15 protein-coding genes are annotated in these 17,154 nt (G+C 57.6%); 6 read left to right on the top strand and 9 right to left on the bottom strand.

From position 1 onward, the window contains the following. Positions 1-316: 316 nt before the first annotated feature. Positions 317-3,637, top strand: a complete 3,321-nt coding sequence (locus tag H6G53_RS07225; protein ID WP_190531719.1) for a DEAD/DEAH box helicase — start codon at positions 317-319, stop codon at positions 3,635-3,637. Positions 3,638-4,114: 477 nt separating this feature from the next. Here H6G53_RS07225 and H6G53_RS07220 read toward each other — a convergent pair whose 3' ends face one another. The 3 genes from H6G53_RS07220 to H6G53_RS19075 all read right to left on the bottom strand — a co-directional run bounded on the left by H6G53_RS07220 (position 4,115) and on the right by H6G53_RS19075 (position 7,162). Next, the gene (locus H6G53_RS07220; protein WP_099532798.1) at positions 4,115-4,591 is read right to left on the bottom strand and encodes a tellurite resistance TerB family protein; all 477 of its coding nucleotides are present in this window, start codon (positions 4,589-4,591) and stop codon (positions 4,115-4,117) included. A gap of 195 nt (positions 4,592-4,786) precedes the next feature. Then, entirely contained in the window at positions 4,787-6,310 is a 1,524-nt protein-coding gene (gene ffh / locus H6G53_RS07215; protein WP_190531849.1) for a signal recognition particle protein, read from the bottom strand. Positions 6,311-6,472: 162 nt separating this feature from the next. Continuing rightward, positions 6,473-7,162: a phosphate-starvation-inducible PsiE family protein gene (locus H6G53_RS19075; protein ID WP_305068621.1), complete on the bottom strand. Its 690-nt coding sequence runs from the start codon at positions 7,160-7,162 to the stop codon at positions 6,473-6,475. A 236-nt stretch (positions 7,163-7,398) separates the two neighbouring features. Here H6G53_RS19075 and H6G53_RS07205 point away from each other — a divergent pair, with 236 nt between their 5' ends. Next, complete coding sequence (locus H6G53_RS07205) at positions 7,399-8,502, top strand: RluA family pseudouridine synthase (RefSeq protein WP_347343116.1); 1,104 nt, start codon at positions 7,399-7,401, stop codon at positions 8,500-8,502. 148 nt (positions 8,503-8,650) lie between these two features. Here H6G53_RS07205 and nuoK read toward each other — a convergent pair whose 3' ends face one another. From nuoK to ndhI, 3 genes are all read right to left on the bottom strand, one after another. Continuing rightward, positions 8,651-8,956: an NADH-quinone oxidoreductase subunit NuoK gene (gene nuoK, locus H6G53_RS07200; RefSeq protein ID WP_099532802.1), complete on the bottom strand. Its 306-nt coding sequence runs from the start codon at positions 8,954-8,956 to the stop codon at positions 8,651-8,653. Between the two features lie 183 nt (positions 8,957-9,139). Further along, on the bottom strand, positions 9,140-9,739 hold the full coding sequence (locus tag H6G53_RS07195; protein ID WP_099532803.1) for an NADH-quinone oxidoreductase subunit J: 600 nt from the start codon (positions 9,737-9,739) through the stop codon (positions 9,140-9,142). Between the two features lie 98 nt (positions 9,740-9,837). After that, positions 9,838-10,437 (bottom strand): NAD(P)H-quinone oxidoreductase subunit I, encoded by a 600-nt coding sequence (gene ndhI / locus H6G53_RS07190; RefSeq protein ID WP_099532804.1) that lies wholly within the window; start codon positions 10,435-10,437, stop codon positions 9,838-9,840. A 41-nt stretch (positions 10,438-10,478) separates the two neighbouring features. Here ndhI and H6G53_RS07185 point away from each other — a divergent pair, with 41 nt between their 5' ends. After that, complete coding sequence (locus H6G53_RS07185) at positions 10,479-10,667, top strand: hypothetical protein (protein ID WP_190353761.1); 189 nt, start codon at positions 10,479-10,481, stop codon at positions 10,665-10,667. Here the strand turns inward: H6G53_RS07185 and nuoH are convergent. Beyond that, the gene (gene nuoH, locus H6G53_RS07180; protein ID WP_190353762.1) at positions 10,664-11,782 is read right to left on the bottom strand and encodes an NADH-quinone oxidoreductase subunit NuoH; all 1,119 of its coding nucleotides are present in this window, start codon (positions 11,780-11,782) and stop codon (positions 10,664-10,666) included. The genes H6G53_RS07185 and nuoH overlap by 4 nt on opposite strands. Positions 11,783-12,117: 335 nt before the next feature. Between nuoH and H6G53_RS07175 the strand changes: the two genes are divergently transcribed. Continuing rightward, complete coding sequence (locus tag H6G53_RS07175; RefSeq protein ID WP_190531717.1) at positions 12,118-13,227, top strand: RuBisCO accumulation factor 1; 1,110 nt, start codon at positions 12,118-12,120, stop codon at positions 13,225-13,227. A 203-nt stretch (positions 13,228-13,430) separates the two neighbouring features. Here H6G53_RS07175 and H6G53_RS07170 read toward each other — a convergent pair whose 3' ends face one another. Then, on the bottom strand, positions 13,431-14,450 hold the full coding sequence (locus H6G53_RS07170; RefSeq protein ID WP_190531715.1) for a DUF1565 domain-containing protein: 1,020 nt from the start codon (positions 14,448-14,450) through the stop codon (positions 13,431-13,433). Positions 14,451-14,503: 53 nt separating this feature from the next. Here H6G53_RS07170 and H6G53_RS07165 point away from each other — a divergent pair, with 53 nt between their 5' ends. Continuing rightward, the gene (locus tag H6G53_RS07165) at positions 14,504-14,716 is read left to right on the top strand and encodes a hypothetical protein (RefSeq protein ID WP_190531713.1); all 213 of its coding nucleotides are present in this window, start codon (positions 14,504-14,506) and stop codon (positions 14,714-14,716) included. 119 nt (positions 14,717-14,835) lie between these two features. Here H6G53_RS07165 and H6G53_RS07160 read toward each other — a convergent pair whose 3' ends face one another. After that, on the bottom strand, positions 14,836-16,038 hold the full coding sequence (locus tag H6G53_RS07160; RefSeq protein WP_099532809.1) for a DNA double-strand break repair nuclease NurA: 1,203 nt from the start codon (positions 16,036-16,038) through the stop codon (positions 14,836-14,838). A gap of 161 nt (positions 16,039-16,199) precedes the next feature. Between H6G53_RS07160 and H6G53_RS07155 the strand changes: the two genes are divergently transcribed. Next, complete coding sequence (locus H6G53_RS07155; protein ID WP_190531711.1) at positions 16,200-17,108, top strand: fructosamine kinase family protein; 909 nt, start codon at positions 16,200-16,202, stop codon at positions 17,106-17,108. Positions 17,109-17,154 lie beyond the last annotated feature (46 nt).

The raw sequence follows: 17,154 nt of genomic DNA, 5'->3' as shown, positions 1-17,154 counted from the left end.
CAGCATTGGCCCAAATGGCTGCAAATCGCAAGAAGAATTTTTCTGGTTTCCCAGGGCGCTGGCTGCAACGGCTGTGGTGAACCGGGCGATCGCGCGGTGCTAGGGGTTGGGTCGTGGGGGTGAGTTAACCCGATTGCCCGATCGCTCGATGAGACTCCCGATCGCCCGAAATGCGGCATCGGCCCCAATTTATCCGACAATTAAGCACTGCCTTTTCCGTTAACGTTTTGAACTCCCTGTTGCAGCTCAGTGGGGAGGGTTAGGCAATGGGCTGATGGCGATTTTGTTCTGTTAAGTCGGGGGTGATGAGGCGCTCATGGCGGTTTTACATGGTAGCTGGCAACTGGGAGAGCAGGCTTTGTTTCTGTGGGCAGAGGCCTGGAAACCGACGGTTGGGAAGCCGCCGACCCAGTGGCAGGTGCCGGATCACCCCCGATCGCTCTCGGCAAAGGAATTGAAAGCTTGGTTGCCCACGCTGGTGGAAAGCGGTTGCTTGAAGCCGGGGGCGATCGAACGGTTGAAGGATTGGTCTGCCAAGTGGCGGGCGATCGGGCTGCCCACGTTGCGCGGCAATGGGACTCCCCTGCTGGCGGGAGCAACGGTGGAGCCAGAACAGTTTGATCGCCTGGAAATTAATCTTTGGTGGGTGGAAGGGCTTTGGGTTCCGGCGGCGCTGGTGCCTGATTTGTTGCAGGGGTTGCCCTTGGCGGCCGATGAAACGCCGATCGCGGGCGATTTGCGCTTTTGGAGCCATGCGGCCCGCTGGGGACTGGATTTGGTGGCTCGGGCCAAGGCAGTGCCCACCCTTGCACCGACGGCGGAGGGAGTTGCCCGATCGCGCTGGCAACCGCTGTTGGAAGGGGCGGTGGATCGATCGCGCCTGGAGCACTTCACGCAACAGATGCCCAGTAGTTGCCGATTTTTCCAAACCCTGGAGCGACCGGTGGAGCAGCGGGCCACGGCCAGTAATGCCCGATCGCTCCGAGGCTCTAGCGGCCCCGTGCGGATCAGCACGTTTCAGCCCATTTCGATGCAACTACCGGCCGTGCCAGCGGCGCTGCTATCGGACTTTTTGGGCGAAATGGTTGATGCTCGACTGCGGGCCACGGCGGCCACGCTGCCCTTGCCCGGTGAGCGGCGCGTGGGGGGACGGGGAGCGGCCCGAGGCGGCCTGACCACTGCGATCGGGTTACCGCCCGTGGCCCGCGATTGGTTGAGCGCATTGGGCCAAGCCAATGGCACTTGCCAAAGCGCCCTGACGGAGTTGGTGCCCTTGGCGCGGAGTTTGCAAACCTGGTTAACTCCCCTGGCGATCGATCCGGCCACCATTGCCGGGTTCTGTGCGGCTTTTCGGTTGCACCCGCCCCAACCCTCGGCCGATCGCTGGTATTTGGAATATGGCCTCCAGTCGATCGACCAAGCCGGGGTTTGGATTCCAGCCCAGCAAGTGTGGCGATTCCCGGTGGAGCGGCTGCGATCGGGCGATCGGGTGGTGAATCGGCCCCAGGAAACCCTGTTAAGGGGTTTAGGGTTGGCGGCGCGCCTTTTTCCTGCCCTGGAAGCCACCTTGGATTTACCCATGCCCAGTGGCTGCGAGCTATCGGCCGTGGAAGCCTATCAATTCGTGCGGCTCTATGCCCAACGATTCCAAGACAACGGATTGGGGGCCCTGTTGCCCGCCAGCCTACGGAATCAAACCAGTTACCGTTTGGGGGTGCGGTTGCTGGCCGGCGACCCCCTCGCCACCGATCGCCCCAACTTGGGTCTGCGCAATTTGCTGAACTTTCGCTGGGAACTGTCCTTGGGCGATCGGGCCCTCAGTGCCCAGGACTTTGAAACCCTGCTGGCGAAGACAGACCTCGACACCATGCCCCTAGTGGAAATTGGGGGCGAGTGGGTGGAATTGCGACCGCATGAAGTACGTGCTGCCCGGGACTTTTTGGCCAAGCGCCAGGGAAACCTAAACCTCACGCTAGATGAGGCCCTGCGGATCACGACCGGCGAGAACGCCACAATCGACAAGTTGCCCGTGGTGCAATTTGAATCCTCGGGCGCAGTGGCGGAGTTAATGAACGCCTTGGGCGATCGCGCGGCCATCGAACCTGTGATCACGCCCCCGAAATTCCAAGGTCAACTGCGCCCTTACCAAGAGCGCGGCGTAGCTTGGTTGTCCTTTTTGGAGCGTTGGGGTCTGGGGGCCTGTTTGGCGGACGACATGGGCTTGGGTAAAACCCCCAGCACGATCGCCTTTCTGTTGCATTTGCGCGATCGTGCGGCCCTGGTTGGGCCCGTCCTGCTGGTTTGTCCCACCTCCGTTTTGGGGAACTGGCAACGGGAATTGGCAAAATTTGCCCCCGATTTGCGTGTGTTGCTGCACCATGGCGATCGCCGCTTGAAGGGCAAGGCCCTGGCACGGGCCGCCGAAGACCTGGACGTGGTGCTAATCAGCTATTCCCTGGTGTTTCGGGATGAAATGACCCTCCAGGCCGTGCCTTGGTGTGGCATTGTGCTGGACGAAGCCCAAAACATTAAGAATGCGGAATCCAAGCAATCCCAAGCCGTGAAGCGCTTGGCGGCCGTTGCCGACGACGACAGCAGCGAGGAACCGCGTCCCGTACCCTTCCGCATTGCCCTGACCGGAACTCCCGTGGAAAACCGCCTGGCGGAACTGTGGTCAATCATGGACTTCCTGAATCCAGGCTATTTGGGAACCCAGACCTTCTTTCAGCGCCGGTTTGCCACCCCGATCGAGCGGTTTGGGGATGGCGCTTCCCTGCAAACCCTGCGATCGCTCGTTCAGCCCTTTATTTTGCGTCGCCTCAAAACCGACAAAACCATCATTCAAGATCTGCCCGAAAAGCAAGAATTCAACCTATTCTGTGGCCTTTCCGCCAGCCAAGCGGAACGCTACCAAGCCTTGGTGGACGAAGCCCTAGCCGCGATCGAATCCAGCGACGGGATCCAGCGACGGGGGCAAATTTTGGCCCTGTTGGTGAAGCTGAAGCAGGTCTGCGACTACCCCGCCCTGGTGGGAGGCGAAGGGGAACCGGAACCGAGCGATCGGGCCCCGAAGCTGGTTCCCACCGAGTCGCCCAAATTGCAGCGGTTGGGCGAAATGCTCGAAGAAGTGGTGGCCGAGGGCGATCGGGCCTTGATTTTCACCCAATTTGCCCGTTGGGGCCATTGGATGCAAGCCTATCTGCAACAGCATTTGGGACGGGACGTGCTGTTCCTGCATGGTGGCACTCCCCAAAAGCAGCGCGACACCATGGTTGAACGCTTCCAAAACGATCCCCAATCACCGCCCATCTTTATCCTGTCCCTCAAGGCCGGCGGCACGGGCTTGAACCTGACTCGGGCTAACCACGTGTTTCACTTCGATCGCTGGTGGAATCCCGCCGTGGAAAACCAAGCAACCGATCGTGCCTTCCGGATTGGGCAAACCCGCAACGTTCAGGTTCACAAATTCATCTGCACCGGCACACTGGAAGAGAAAATTCACGACCTGCTCGAAAGCAAAAAAGTCCTCGCGGAGCAGATTGTGGGAACCGGCGAAACCTGGCTCGGAGATTTGGACACCGATGCCCTGCGGGATCTGCTGCTACTCGATCGAGCGGCCATCATCGAGGATCGTTAAATTCCAAAATTCCAGTCAAAACAAGAGCGCCACCCATCCGGGCAGCGCTCCTGTTCAAATTGAGGGCGGGATTTATATGAATAATTCCCTGCTTGCCCGAGAGCGAAGTCTATTGGTGAAGGGTCTTTAAACAGTACGAGCTGAACCCCATTGAGCTGGTACCTAACGGGGCAAAATCCCCACAGGTTGAATGAACAAGGGCTTTTATTTGGGTGACCCCTTTTTATCTGGAAACCAGTTTTCCATGAAGTGGGGTCACTGGGGAAGTTCCTCAACTTTTCTTTAAAATTCCCTGAACCGCCCTCGGGGCAACCCCTTCAGCCCAGCGAATTTCCCGAAATTCAGGCAACTGGTATCAACTTTGTCTTCATCTAAATTGCAAAAAGCCTGCCCTGAGGGAAGAGCAGGCCCGGTTCATCCAGTTTTGCTAGGCAGGGGTTGAGATGAGTTGGAAGGCTAGCTGAGGGGAACCAATCCCTAGGCTTCCTCTTCCTCCTCGTCTTCCTCAAAGTCCTCTTCATCGCTGAAGAGAGCCTCGACGATTTCGTTGGCACGCTCGTCAGAAACGCCCAGCGCCGTTTGCAACTCGTTCAAGTAGTCCTCTTCTGATTCGGGGACTTCGCCATCGGCGGCCACGATCAGAATGGCGGTGATTAGGGCAATTTCTGCCAAATCTTCATTTTGGGTGACCACTGTTAAGGCACTGCCCAGGAGGGTCTGCACATCGGAGGCTTCCGAGGCTGCAACCACTTTATCGACTATCTCGACGAGTTCGTCATCGGAATAGTCTTCAAACAGTTCAAATTCCGCTGCAACATCGGCCAGCAATTCGGCCTCGATGTCTTCGACGGACTCATCAACGATCATGGTGATTAACCCGATCGCAATGATTGCCTCTTCAGGTGTTAAATCAATCAGATCGGAATCCGCTTTCGCAGGCAGATGACGAGGCATAAAAACGTCCTAGTCTCTCAAAAGTTTGGAAATACTGAGGCGCAATCGAGCGGCTTTGGCCGGCAACCACAGCCCCAAGCTAATTTTTCTGCTTGGGGATGTCAAGCAAATTGTGAATCATCCCCGAAGGTAAGCACCGTTGGGGTTTGGTCAGTTGCAATGGGGGGCGATCGCCCTAGGCCAATCGGGCAAGGCCTAAAGATCCGAGAACCCCTTCTTTTTCTTGCCGGGCTTTTTCTTTTTCTTGGCCACATTGGGATTGTTATAGCCTCGGAAACCCGGTGCAGGCATTTGCCCCATCGGATTACCCAGACCCATGGGGTTACCGCCACCCATGCCGCCCATGCCACCGCCCATACCGCCAAAGGGATTCATGCCCCCAAAGGGGTTCATGCCGCCCATGCCCGGGAAGCCCATTTGCCCCGACCCCAATTGCTGCATTAGGGTACGCATCTTTTGGAAGTCGGACACCAGGCTGCTCACGTCCTCTTCCTTGAGGCCGGAACCGCGAGCAATCCGGCGGCGGCGGCTGGGGGTGCTGGCCAACAAATCTGGGTTGCGGCGCTCTTCCAAGGTCATGGATTTAATGGCCGATTCGGCCACCTTGAGGCGGGCCTCCCCTTCTTCCAGGTGTTCGGCTTTGATTTTGCCGCCCAAGCCGGGGATCAGCTTCACCATGCCCGCGAGCGATCCCATGCTCTTCATTAAGCGGGTTTGCTTCAGGAAATCGTCAAAGTCGAATTGGGCCGTGAGGATTTTTTCCTGCATCTTGACCGCATCGGACAAGTCCACAGCTTCCTGGGCTTTTTCCACCAGGGTCAGCACGTCGCCCATGCCCAAAATGCGGGAGGCCATCCGATCGGGATAGAACGGTTGCAGGGCTTCGACCTTCTCGCCGGTTCCGATGAATTTGATCGGCTGGCCAGAAATTTGCCGAATCGAAAGGGCTGCCCCACCCCGCGCGTCGCCGTCCATTTTGGTCAGGATCGCACCTGTGATCCCCACCGCATCATTAAAGGCTTTGGTCAGGTTGGCGGCTTCCTGACCGATCATGGCATCCACCACCAACAGGATTTCGTGGGGTTGCACGGTGTCTTTGATTTGCACCAGCTCGCCCATCATTGCCTCGTCAATTTGCAGGCGACCAGCGGTGTCAATCAACACGGTGTCAAAGCCTTCGGCCTTGGCTTTTTCGACCCCTTGGCGGGCAATTTCCACGGGGCTGATGTCGGCTCCCAAGTCAAACACGGGGATGTCGATCTGTTTGCCGAGGGTTTTGAGCTGGTCGATCGCGGCGGGCCGGTACACGTCGGCGGCCACCATCAGGGTCGATCGCTTTTCCTTGCGCAGGTGCAGGGCCAGCTTGGCGGTGGCGGTGGTTTTCCCAGCCCCTTGCAAGCCGGCCATCAGCACGATCGTGGGGGCCGTTTCCGCTTGGGTGAGGGGTTCGTTGCTTTCACCCATCAAGGCGGCTAGTTCGTCGTAAACCACCTTGATGAACTGCTGGCCGGGGTTCACGCCGGAGACCACTTCGGCCCCTTGGGCCCGGGTTTCCACATCGGCAATGAACTGCTTGACCACTTGCAAGTTCACGTCGGCTTCTAGCAGTGCCCGCCGCACGTCCTTGAGCGCGTCTTGGATGTTGGCACTGGAAATTTTGTCCTGGCCACGAAGTTTTTTCCAGGCGGATTCAAAGCGTTCGGCAAGAGCGTCAAACATGGGCAGGGCGCGTTCGGGTGAGTCGGGTCGATCGCGCCGGGTCGGGAGATGGGCAAGACCTGCCCCGATCGGCGCGGAGTTTTTCAGCGAGGGATTTAATGCGTATTGATGATAGCGCGGTGGGCGATCGCTCGCGGCCGGCACGACCGATCGAACGCCTCCTTAGACCTGAGGCGGCGGCGGACTGGAGGGGTCTGCGGGGCGATCGGGCCGTGCGTCGGGGCCCAAGTCGGGAGTCACCGGATCCGCAACCATCTGATCTACCACCATGGCGGCCGGCGCGGGGCGATTTGTGATGGGTAGGCGATCCGTTTCGTGATCTGAGGATTCGTCAGGATCGTGATCGCTGGAATGATAGGGATTAATGGATGGCGGTTGCTGGTTGGCCTGTCGAATGAGCCAATAGCTGGCGGAAAGGGCCACGATGGCCAACCCCAGCCCAATTAGCTCTAGACCGTCAATTTTGGATAGATCCAGAATGATGATTTTTCGGGCGACGGCGGTGAGAGAAGTCGCCACCACCAACTCCACTTGCACCACATGTTTGCGCAAATAGGCGGTGATGTTTTCTAGAATTTCTAGGGCAATGAGGATACTGAGCAGTGAGCCAAAGATCTCTTGCAGAGATGAGTTGAAAAAGCCTAGGGGCGATCGGAATAATTGCCCAGAAAGCAACAGAATTAAATCCACGGTTGCCACGATGATCACCATGATCGTGGCTAGGGACAGGGCCCGAGAGATGATCCCTTCAATGCCATCGGCCAGTTTCAAAAATTCCCGATCGTGATAGCTGGCCCGAATCATCCAACGTACCAATCGATTGAGAGAAAAAGATTTAGCAGAACGGCGCATGGGAAATCTCAAAAAGTCAGGTTGAAAGTTAAGTTGAGCTTCAGGCTCAGTAATCGTCTGGCAATGGCTCAGAAGTTGAGTTAAATGTCAGGCTCAGTCATGACCTGGCAATCACCCAAAAATAGATTTGCAAACTGTTTGATCAACCGTTTGCAGTAGAATGCCAAGCGCGATCGCGCTGCGGAGTTGAACCATTGGGCTGCCCATCAGAATCATCATCCCCCGTTCCGAGTCCGGTGAGTGAACCTTGGACGGACGAAACGGACGAAAAGGATCATTCCCTGGATTTATCGCGAAATCCAGCGCGAGACCCATCGCTCGATCCGTTGCTCGATCCGTCGGCAGACCCTGGAATGGATCTCACGGAGCTGGAAGCGGCGGACGAAAGCAACTTGGCGACCTATGCTTGCACAGCCGATCGCTCGGAGCGGCTCGATCGCTTCCTGGCGGCTCAGTGGCCCAATTTGTCTCGATCGCGCTTTCAAAAGCTGATTGAAGCGGGCCAAGTGCAGGTGAATGATGCGCCCTGCACCAACAAGCATGGGGAGGTGAAATCGGGCGATCGTATTGTGGTGACCATTCCGCCCGATCGACCCCTGAGCTTGGAACCCCAGGCGATCCCGCTGGATATTTTGTATGAAGACTCGCAGGTGATTGTGATTAACAAACCAGCGGGCATGGTGGTGCATCCGGCTCCGGGGCATCCGGACGGCACGATGGTGAATGCGCTCTTGGCCCACTGCAAAACCCTGCCGGGGATGGAAATGCCGTCGATTAATGGCGTGCAGCGGCCGGGGGTGGTGCATCGGCTCGATCGGGACACCACGGGCGCAATTATGTTTGCCAAAACCGACTTGGCGAACCAACATCTACAAGCCCAGTTGCGCTACAAGGTGGCCCAACGCACCTATTTGGGGATTGTCTATGGTGCGCCTCGGGATGATCGGGGGGTGGTGGATCTGCCGATCGGGCGGCATCCGGTCGATCGCAAAAAACAGGCGATCGTCCCCGTTGAAAAAGGCGGTCGCAAGGCGATTACCCATTGGTTCATCGAAGAACGCTTGGGCAACTACACCCTAATTCGCTTTGAGCTGCAAACGGGTCGCACCCACCAAATCCGTGTCCACAGTGCCGAACTGGGCCACCCGATCGTCGGGGATCCGGTCTATGGCTCGGGCCGCAGCATTGGGGTGAATTTACCGGGGCAGGCGCTCCATGCTTGGAAACTCCGGTTTCAGCATCCCTTGAACTACGAATGGATTGATACGGAAGCGCCCTTACCGGAACATTTCCAAACGCTGCTGGAGGTGCTGCGTCGTCGATCGGGGCCGGTGTTTTAGAGTTCTGCTGAGGTCATGCTCCATACAACAACAGGGACACGACTCGATCGCGCCCCTGCTGCTTTGCGAATTTGCCAGTATTGGCAAGCCCTTGAAATACTTGAAAATACTTGCAAATACTGACCAATCGTGATCAATCCAACTGGATTTACCACTTCAAAAGGTTGAATTGCTCCATGTCGATCGTGTCGCGGTTGCGGTAAATCGACAGGACGATCGCCAAACCCACAGCCGCTTCGGCCGCCGCGATCGTAATCACAAACACCGCGAACACCTGACCCTTGATCCCTTGGGGATCGAGATAGTTAGAAAAGGCCATCAGGTTCAAATTCACAGCGTTGAGCATCAGCTCGATCGACATCAACACCCGAATTGCATTTCGGCTGGTGACCAGGCCAAAAATTCCGGTGCAAAATAGCGCCGCCGCTAATAGCAAAAAATATTCCAGTTGCATTGCTCGCTCCTGCTGAAAACTGCCTTGAAGTGCTGGGGCAAGGGGCTTAAGCCCCTTGTCTAGTTTGAGTGGGCAACTAGCGATCGACTAGCGATCAGTCGGCAGCCCCTTGCCTAATTTGAGTGGGCAACTAGCGATCGACTAGCAATCAGTCGGTAGCCCTTGCCTGATGGGGATGGGCAACTAGCGATCGGTGGCGGCCAATTCTTTCGGCCGCTCCGGCAACGCCAATTCCGTTTCCGTCGGTTGGCCCGTGGTGGGGTCATCCACCAGCAGATCGCGACGCGCCAGGACGATCGCCCCAATCATCGCCATCAGCAGCAACACCGAAGCCACTTCAAAGGGCAACAGGTAATCGCTAAAGAAATGCTTGGCCAAGGTGACGATCGAGGATTCCACCGTTTGGAAATCCGTAGCCAACTGCCAAGGACTGGTCAGCACCACCGCCGCCAACAGGGCAAATAACCCCGCACAAACCAGCGCCGTCACCACCTGCCGCAGCAGGGCCCCGGCCGCCGGTACGTAGTCTTCGCGCTTGTTCACGAGCATCACCCCAAACAGGATCAGCACGTTCACCGCGCCCACATAGACCAGAATTTGCGCCGCCGCCACGAAATCCGCATTCAGCAGCAAATACAAACCGGCCATGCTGATGAAGGTTAACCCCAGCAAAAAGGCCGAGTAGACGATGTTGCCAGCCAGCACCACACCCAGGGCCGAACCCAGCATCATCAGGGCCAAAATTGCGAATGACCCCAGTTGTACGCTTTCGCCTAAATTCACCGTTACCTCCGCTCCGTAATTTCCCTACTTCTCAATCGCGATCGCTGGACTTATCCCAAGGCTGAGGGCGCAAGCGTTGCGCCCCTACTGGATGGGTTTTACGACTCGGGCTTGTCCTTTTCCAGGGTGGCCAGAATTTCTTCCGGGCGACTGCCGGCCCGTTGGGATCCGGCGGGCAAGTCGTGGGGATCAATCACCCCAGAAGGCAAGTAGGCAAACTCCCGCAGCGGCGTAACCATCGGATCGTTCGTCACCTTGTAGGGCAAACGACCCAGGGCCACGCTGTCGAAGTTCAAATCGTGGCGATCGAAACTCGCCAGTTCATATTCTTCCGTCATCGACAGGCAATTGGTGGGGCAATATTCCACGCAGTTACCGCAGAAAATGCAAACCCCGAAATCAATGCTGTAGCTCTTCAGTTCTTTCTTCTTGGTGGCTTTATTAAATTCGTAGTCCACCACGGGCAGGTTAATTGGGCAAACCCGCACGCAAACTTCGCAGGCAATGCACTTGTCAAATTCGTAGTGAATTCGACCCCGGTAACGCTCCGAGGGCACGAGCTTTTCGTAGGGATATTGCACCGTCACGGGGCGGCGCTGCATGTGGTCGAACGTCACCGACAGGCCTTGGCCGATGTATTTGGCCGCTTGGACTGCCTCGCCAGCATAGTCGCTGACTTTCTTGAGGAAGTTCAGCATGGTGTTTGCCTCTCTGTTAACAAGATTGCGGGTAACAAACGTTGGTTCGCGTTCAGTCAGTCCAACCTTGGGGCGGGCGGCGGGCCCGCCGGATCATTTCGCTGTTGCGCGTTTTGCGGTTGCGCGGTGCTTCCCGATCGCCCCCATCCGAACCCTTCGGGGATCTCGGAACGGTTCGGGTGCAAGGGGCGAAGCAAAGCGGACGGGGCTGGGGTTTTGGGCCCAGTTAGCCGCCGAAAAAGGCCGGGAAGCTGAGTTTCAAGGCCGCCGTCAGCAGCAAGTTAGCCAGAGCGACCGGCAGCAGGAACTTCCAACCCAGGTTCAACAGTTGGTCAATCCGCACCCGGGGAACCGTCCAGCGCAGCAACACCGCCAAGAACACCAGCAGATAGGTCTTGAACAGCACCATCACGATGCCGAGGGCGGCGGCGATGATTTGCACCCAAGCGGCACTCAGATCCAAGCCCAGGGTTCCGGCCAACCATTCGATCGAGACGGGCGATTCCCACCCTCCCAGGTACAACACTGCCACCAGCAGCGCCGACAGGGTGAGGTTCACGTAAGACCCCAAATAGAACAGGGCAAACCGCATCCCGGCATATTCGGTTTGGTAGCCGGCCACCAGTTCTTCTTCTGCTTCTGGCAAGTCGAAGGGCAACCGTTCGCATTCCGCCAAGGCCGCAATCCAGAAGATTAGGAAGCCCAGCGGTTGCCGCCAGACATTCCAACCCAGGATGCCGTAGCCCGATTGCTGATCCACGATGTCCACGGTGCTCAGGGAGTTGGACATCATCACGATCGCCAACACGGCCAAGGCCAGGGGAATTTCGTAGCTAATCGATTGGGCAGCGGCCCGCAAGCCCCCCAGCAGGGAGTACTTATTGTTGGACGAATAGCCCGACATCAACAGCCCGATCGGGGCAATGCTGGAGAGGGCAATCCACAGGAACACCCCCAACCCCAGGTCGGTGATGTTCACGTTTTGGCCAAAGGGCACAATGATGTAAGACAAAAAGACGGGAACCACCACCAGCGCCGGCCCGATCGTGAACAGCCAAGGATCCGCCTTGGCCGGCACGATGTCTTCTTTAAATAGCAATTTCAGACCATCGGCGGCCGGTTGCAACACGCCGAGGGGCCCCGCATATTCGGGACCAATCCGCTGTTGGGCAGCGGCGGAAATTTTCCGTTCAAGCCACACGACGACAAGCACGCCGACGGTGGCAGTAATCAGCATCAGGAGCAGCGGCAGCGGAATCCACACGGCGCGGGCGAAATCGCCAGGCAGTCCGAAGTCGGCGAGCGCTTGCACGAAGCTGCTTTGGAGGTCGATTCCTTGGTTCATAGCTTCAGCGCGATGAGCGGGTCTGGAGGAAAGCCGGGCCGCGCGATCGCGGCAAGCCAGTGGGGGAAGTTGAGCCAAAATTTCCAAGAGAAATTGCTCAAAATCACCCGAAATACGCTAGTGATAGAGGCTAGGCATAGATGTTCAGCGGGCTTTCCGTGCCTAGTATATCGTTGTACGAGAACGGGCCCCGTCTTCGATCGGCTAGGGCTGATTGGTTCTGCTGATACGCCCGATTGGCCTAGCATGGGCATCAGCGCGATCGCCCTGTCCATGGCCGCCCGACGCTCGCCACCGGGCCCATGGGGGCCAGGTTTGTCTTGTAGGTTTCCAGAATGACTGATTCGTTTCATCGCAACCCCTCCCAACCCTTTCAAGCGGCCAAGGCAGGCCTGGCTCCAGAGGAGGTTGATCGCCTGTTGTTGCAACTGCGGCGCAAGGAAGGATCGTGGGTCGAGTGGGGCCAAGCCTGCCAAAAGCTGCAACAAAGCGGTCTGGGGCCCCAAAAAATCTTTGAAGACACGGGCTTTGAGCCAATCCAACAAAACCAAGTGATTGTCGGATCCCAGGTTTACCAAACCCTGCTGAAACTGGATGCGCCGGAGCCGGTGCAAGAGCACTTTGGGCGCAAGGGCAGCGACATTCTGTATGAAATGCGGGTTTTGTCCGAAGACGATCGCCTTTCGACGGCAGCCCTGGTGGTGGAGCGGGGGTTGGATTTTGATGAGGCCCGCGAGGTGGTGAAAGCCTTCAAGGAATTGACCTACCTGAAACAGCAGCCGGAAGGATTTGCGGAATTGCCGGGGGATGCGCTGGCCTGGCAATGTTGGCGATCGGCCCGGCAGCAAACGGATCTGCAAAGTCGATCGCGCCTGATTGCCAAGGGGTTGCGGTTTGCCCAAACGCCGGAAGCTCGGGCCCAACTGGAAAAGCTGTTGATGGACTTCACGGTGGTGGCTCCCAAGAGTGCCCCCCGAATGCCGGTTTATCGGATTGATTCCGACGAAGAAGAGCCGCGCCTGCTGGCGGTGGCGGGCCAGTTGCCGATGCCTGTGGCGGCCTTGCGAGCTGTGCCCCTGATTGAGTCGGAAGGGCCCTTCGGCATGGTGCGGTTTTCGGGTGAAGGGGCTTGGGTGGCGCTGCCCAATTGGCAGGTCTTGCGCAATGCCGAAGACCCGATCGCCCTGTTGGCCTTGCCAGAACAGTTGCCGGCCGCCCTACCGGACGATCGCCCGGAATCAGTGATGCTGGTGATCGATCGAGCCGATCGCACCTGGCGGGATGATGCCTTTTTTGCGGTGGCCGATAGTGACGAGAACTTAGCCTTTGAATGGTTTGACGCGGAACCCGAGCGATCGCTCCTGGGTAAGCTGATTCTCGTCTTGCGGCCCAAGAAGGGTCTCGATCAGGACTACGCCAAAGAACTCTGGCAAGTGGATGAGTAGCGGTTTTTAGCAACGACTCATTTTGTTCAGTTGCTGCACAAAGACACGCCACAAAAATTCACACAGAAAGTCCGTAGCCAGCCTCAACAGCCATGCTACGGACTCAGTTCGGTGTAAGGAAGCAACGAAAGCGAATGCTAAGTGCAGACCCCCTGAGCACAGAATGCTGATATTCAGTGCATTAACGGTCTTGCCGCGATCGCCTAGAGGCCAAAGACACGACTACGGCCCATTTGGTTGCCGATCGAGCTGAAGGCGTTCCCTGTGGCGTTATTCACCGCAAAGCGACCATTCCCCATAATCCGGTTGTTGCCCGGAGCCGCGCTGGTTCCCAGATCGGGGCGAGCGCGCAAAATCGCCACAATGCCGTCCCGCCCGTTGTTCTCGATCGAGTTATTGCGCAACACCGGCCGCGCTTGGTCAGAAATCACCACGCCATCCTGGTTATTGACGATCGTGTTGTTCACCACCAACGGATTGGCCGTTCCCCCAATCGCCAGGCCAAAGCCCGTTGCTTGGAACCAGTTATCACGAATTTCCCCACCGGCCGCCCGCGTCAGCGCAATGCCATTCCCCTTGTTCTCATGGAACAGGCAGTTTTGAATCGTCGGCGCAGCGTTCCCGGTCACAAAAATGCCATCGCGGTGATTGCCCTTAAACACACTGCGGCGAATCACTGGGTTGGCAGACTCCACCCAAACGCCCGTGCCGCGCGTGTTGCCATTGGTGACGGTGATGCCACTCAGGACGGTGTTGCGTTGCACCCGCACCGCCGCGTTCTGGCGAGCAAAACTGGGGCTAATGAAGCTACCGCCCCCTTGAATGACCGTGTTTTTGCCCTCGGCGGCTTCGTCACCCCGCAGAGTCACCCCTTCCGGAACCATCAGCGGAAACGTTTCACCCGTGGCGGCGCTATAGGTTCCCGGGGCCAACTGCACCACATCACCCGGCTGAGCTTGGCTGAGGGCGTAGGCGATGGTGCGGAAGGGGGCCCGCTGGCTACCGCTGGGGGCCGTGTCCGCGCCCATGGCAGGGTTCACATGCAAGATGCGGGCATTGCTGGGCAGGGTGCTGGCGATCGGCTCGGGGCCGGCGGCTCGCACCGCTTCAGCGGCCATCAGCGGAGTTGCAACACCTTGCACCATCGGCAGAGCCAACAGCAGAGCCAGAATGGTTTGAGCCGAACGGGATTGGTAGATACCTTGGGGGCGCAGCATAGCCATAGGTTGTCTCTGATGGGGGTGTGAAAGGAGCGATTGGATTTGAATCTCGTCTCTTGGGTTCAGATTCCCTGAGCAATTGCCAAATTCCGGAAGCCCTTGGCCAGTGGTGCGATCGCCACAGTTCCCCTATTCCACTCGCCCAATTGGCGCGGCGATCGATCCCCGTGCCAGCGTGGTTGGGCAATCCCGTCCCCGCCCGATCGCCCGGCCCCTTCAAAAAATGCCCCAAGCGGTTCCGGATTTTCCCTGGCAATCCAGAAGGATGAGAGTTAATCAACAAATCGCCAAATCCAGAGATCGCTAAATCCAAAACGCCAGAGAGATTGATTGATCGATGGCCAAGGAGCGACAGCCTTGGATCATTCTTGGATCGCTCTTGGATTCCTCAGGCAATGCTGTTGCGTTTGCGGGCTTCTTTGTAGGAAGTGCCAATATTGCTGAGGCCGGCCTTCACCATTTCCCGCTCCAGCAACGAGAAAAACCGGCTACGATCGCTCCCACGCACCACCGCTTGGTTGTGGGCCTCGGCCAGGGCGATCGGGTAACCATAGCCCTTTTGTACTTGACTGAGAATCAGACTCAAGGACTGGTTCAACAAGGCGCGATCGGTCGCCACCCACTCCGGCATTTCGACCCGCGCCACCTCAGTTCCCACATGCAGGTAACAGAAATAGATTCGGTGGCGGCCATAGTCCTCCAGTACACGAGCATTCGATCGCCACAGGGGCCCTCGCTCACCCGACTCCAGCAACACCGACCAGAGGGCCGCATCCCGCAGCGGTTTGAGCCGGTTGCAAGGGGCCTCATCAGCTCGCCCAGGACAGTGGGTTTTGCAATCGGGCGTGATTTGGTTGCAGGTTTTGAGCCGAAAAAAGTTAGCCGCCTCGCCACTGCGGGGAGCGCTTAGATAGCTGACCAGGGGAATGCCCGATAACCGCAACCGTTCCCAGGCGGCCAAGATCGGCGGCAAAATCCGATCGACTGCTGTGCTCGGCATTCGATCGAGAAACCAATAGATCAGCGAGCCATCCACCATGGCCAGCGTGGGCGGTGCGTCCTTGCTGTTGCCAGTGGTGATGCTGTGGGCTAAGTCTGTGCCCAAATCCGCCAGGGCTTCCGCCTCGGCCACGGTGCGCCGATGGCCCATCCAATCTTCGGTGCTGATTCCCCACTGGCGGGAAATGTAGAGGTCTTCGGGTTTGTAAAAAATTTCCGGCAAACTATCCAGCATGGGATAACGCTTTTGGCCGTAGTGCAGGGCCACGCGCCCGGTGTTGATCAAGTAGCAGTAGGCGATTTCGTGGTGGCTGGGGGCAATTTGGGAACCATCGGTGGCGATCAAGCTGTGGGCGATCGGGGCGGAGCCAATGGGTTCGCGCTTGTCCAAGGGTTCGATCGGCTCGGCCGCCACAAACTCCAGGCGATCGCGCCATTGGTGAAGCTGCCCCACCCAATAGTCCTGTTCCGGTTGCACTTGAGCCAGCAATTCTTGGGCGATCGTCAACCGTTGGCGCGCCGCCCGCGACTCCTGGGTGAGCTGTTGGCCCATGCCCTGCATTTGTTTTGAAAGCTTTACCAGATCCAGCACAGCCCGCTCTCAATTTCGTTTGAATGCTATTGATTTGAATGCTATTTAAACAATGGTTGAATCCCGCAAGAATTGCAAATTACAAATCAAGCGACGCACCACAAATTGGGTCATTAAAGATTGGGTCATTAAAGATTGAGTCATTCAATTAGGTCATTGTGATGGAAAACCTGTCAGCACTATGGGCAACGATCGCCCGAGCCATTCGGGAACAGGGCGGTGGTTCAGCGGAGTCGCCCACGGCCCGATCGGTCGGTGGCGGTTGCATTAACCAAACCTATCGCCTGAGTTTTGGCAACGCTGCCAACGCCCCCGTTTACTTTGTCAAGCTGAATCAGGCCAGCGGTCTGGAAATGTTCACGGCCGAGGCCGCAGCCCTCCGAGACCTAGCCGCCGCCCAAGCCATAAAAGTGCCCCAACCCCTCTGCTATGGCCAAGCGGGCGATCGCGCCTATTTGGTTTTGGAGTGGCTGGAGTTGGGCCGTGGCAACCATGAAGCCTGGGCCCAATTGGGGCGGAATTTAGCGCAGTTGCACCGTTGGCAGCCGGCCTCCGGGCAGCGGGCTTTTGGGTGGTGGCGAGGCAACACGATCGGCTCCACCCCCCAACCCAACGATTGGGCCGATGATTGGGTCACCTTTTGGACAGAGCGGCGTATTGGGTTTCAGTTGCAGTTGGCCCAGCGGCGTGGCGGCCATTTCCCCGAGGCCGATCGCCTGTTGGCCGCCATTCCCAGCTTGCTGAAGGGCCATCGCCCCCAACCCGCCCTGCTCCATGGGGATTTGTGGTCGGGTAATGCGGCGGTGATGGTGGATGGCACACCCGTGATCTTTGATCCGGCAACCTATTGGGGCGATCGGGAGGCAGATTTGGCCATGACTGAATTATTTGGCGGCTTTCCCAACAGCTTTTATCAAGGTTATGGTGAAGTGAATCCCCTGGAATCAGGTTATGAAATCCGCAAAGATCTTTACAATCTTTACCATATCTTGAATCACTTTAATCTATTTGGCGGCGGCTATGGTAGCCAGGCCAATGGGATGATTCATCGGCTTTTAAAAGATTGTTAATTCTTGAGGGGTTTGAAAAATCTGGGCCATGATAGGGATGCAATCT

The organism is Limnothrix sp. FACHB-406, assembly GCF_014698235.1.
Taxonomy (GTDB): Bacteria; Cyanobacteriota; Cyanobacteriia; order CACIAM-69d; family CACIAM-69d; genus CACIAM-69d.
Note: the sequence above shows the minus strand (reverse complement) of the source record. Positions and strands in the feature narration are given on the sequence as shown.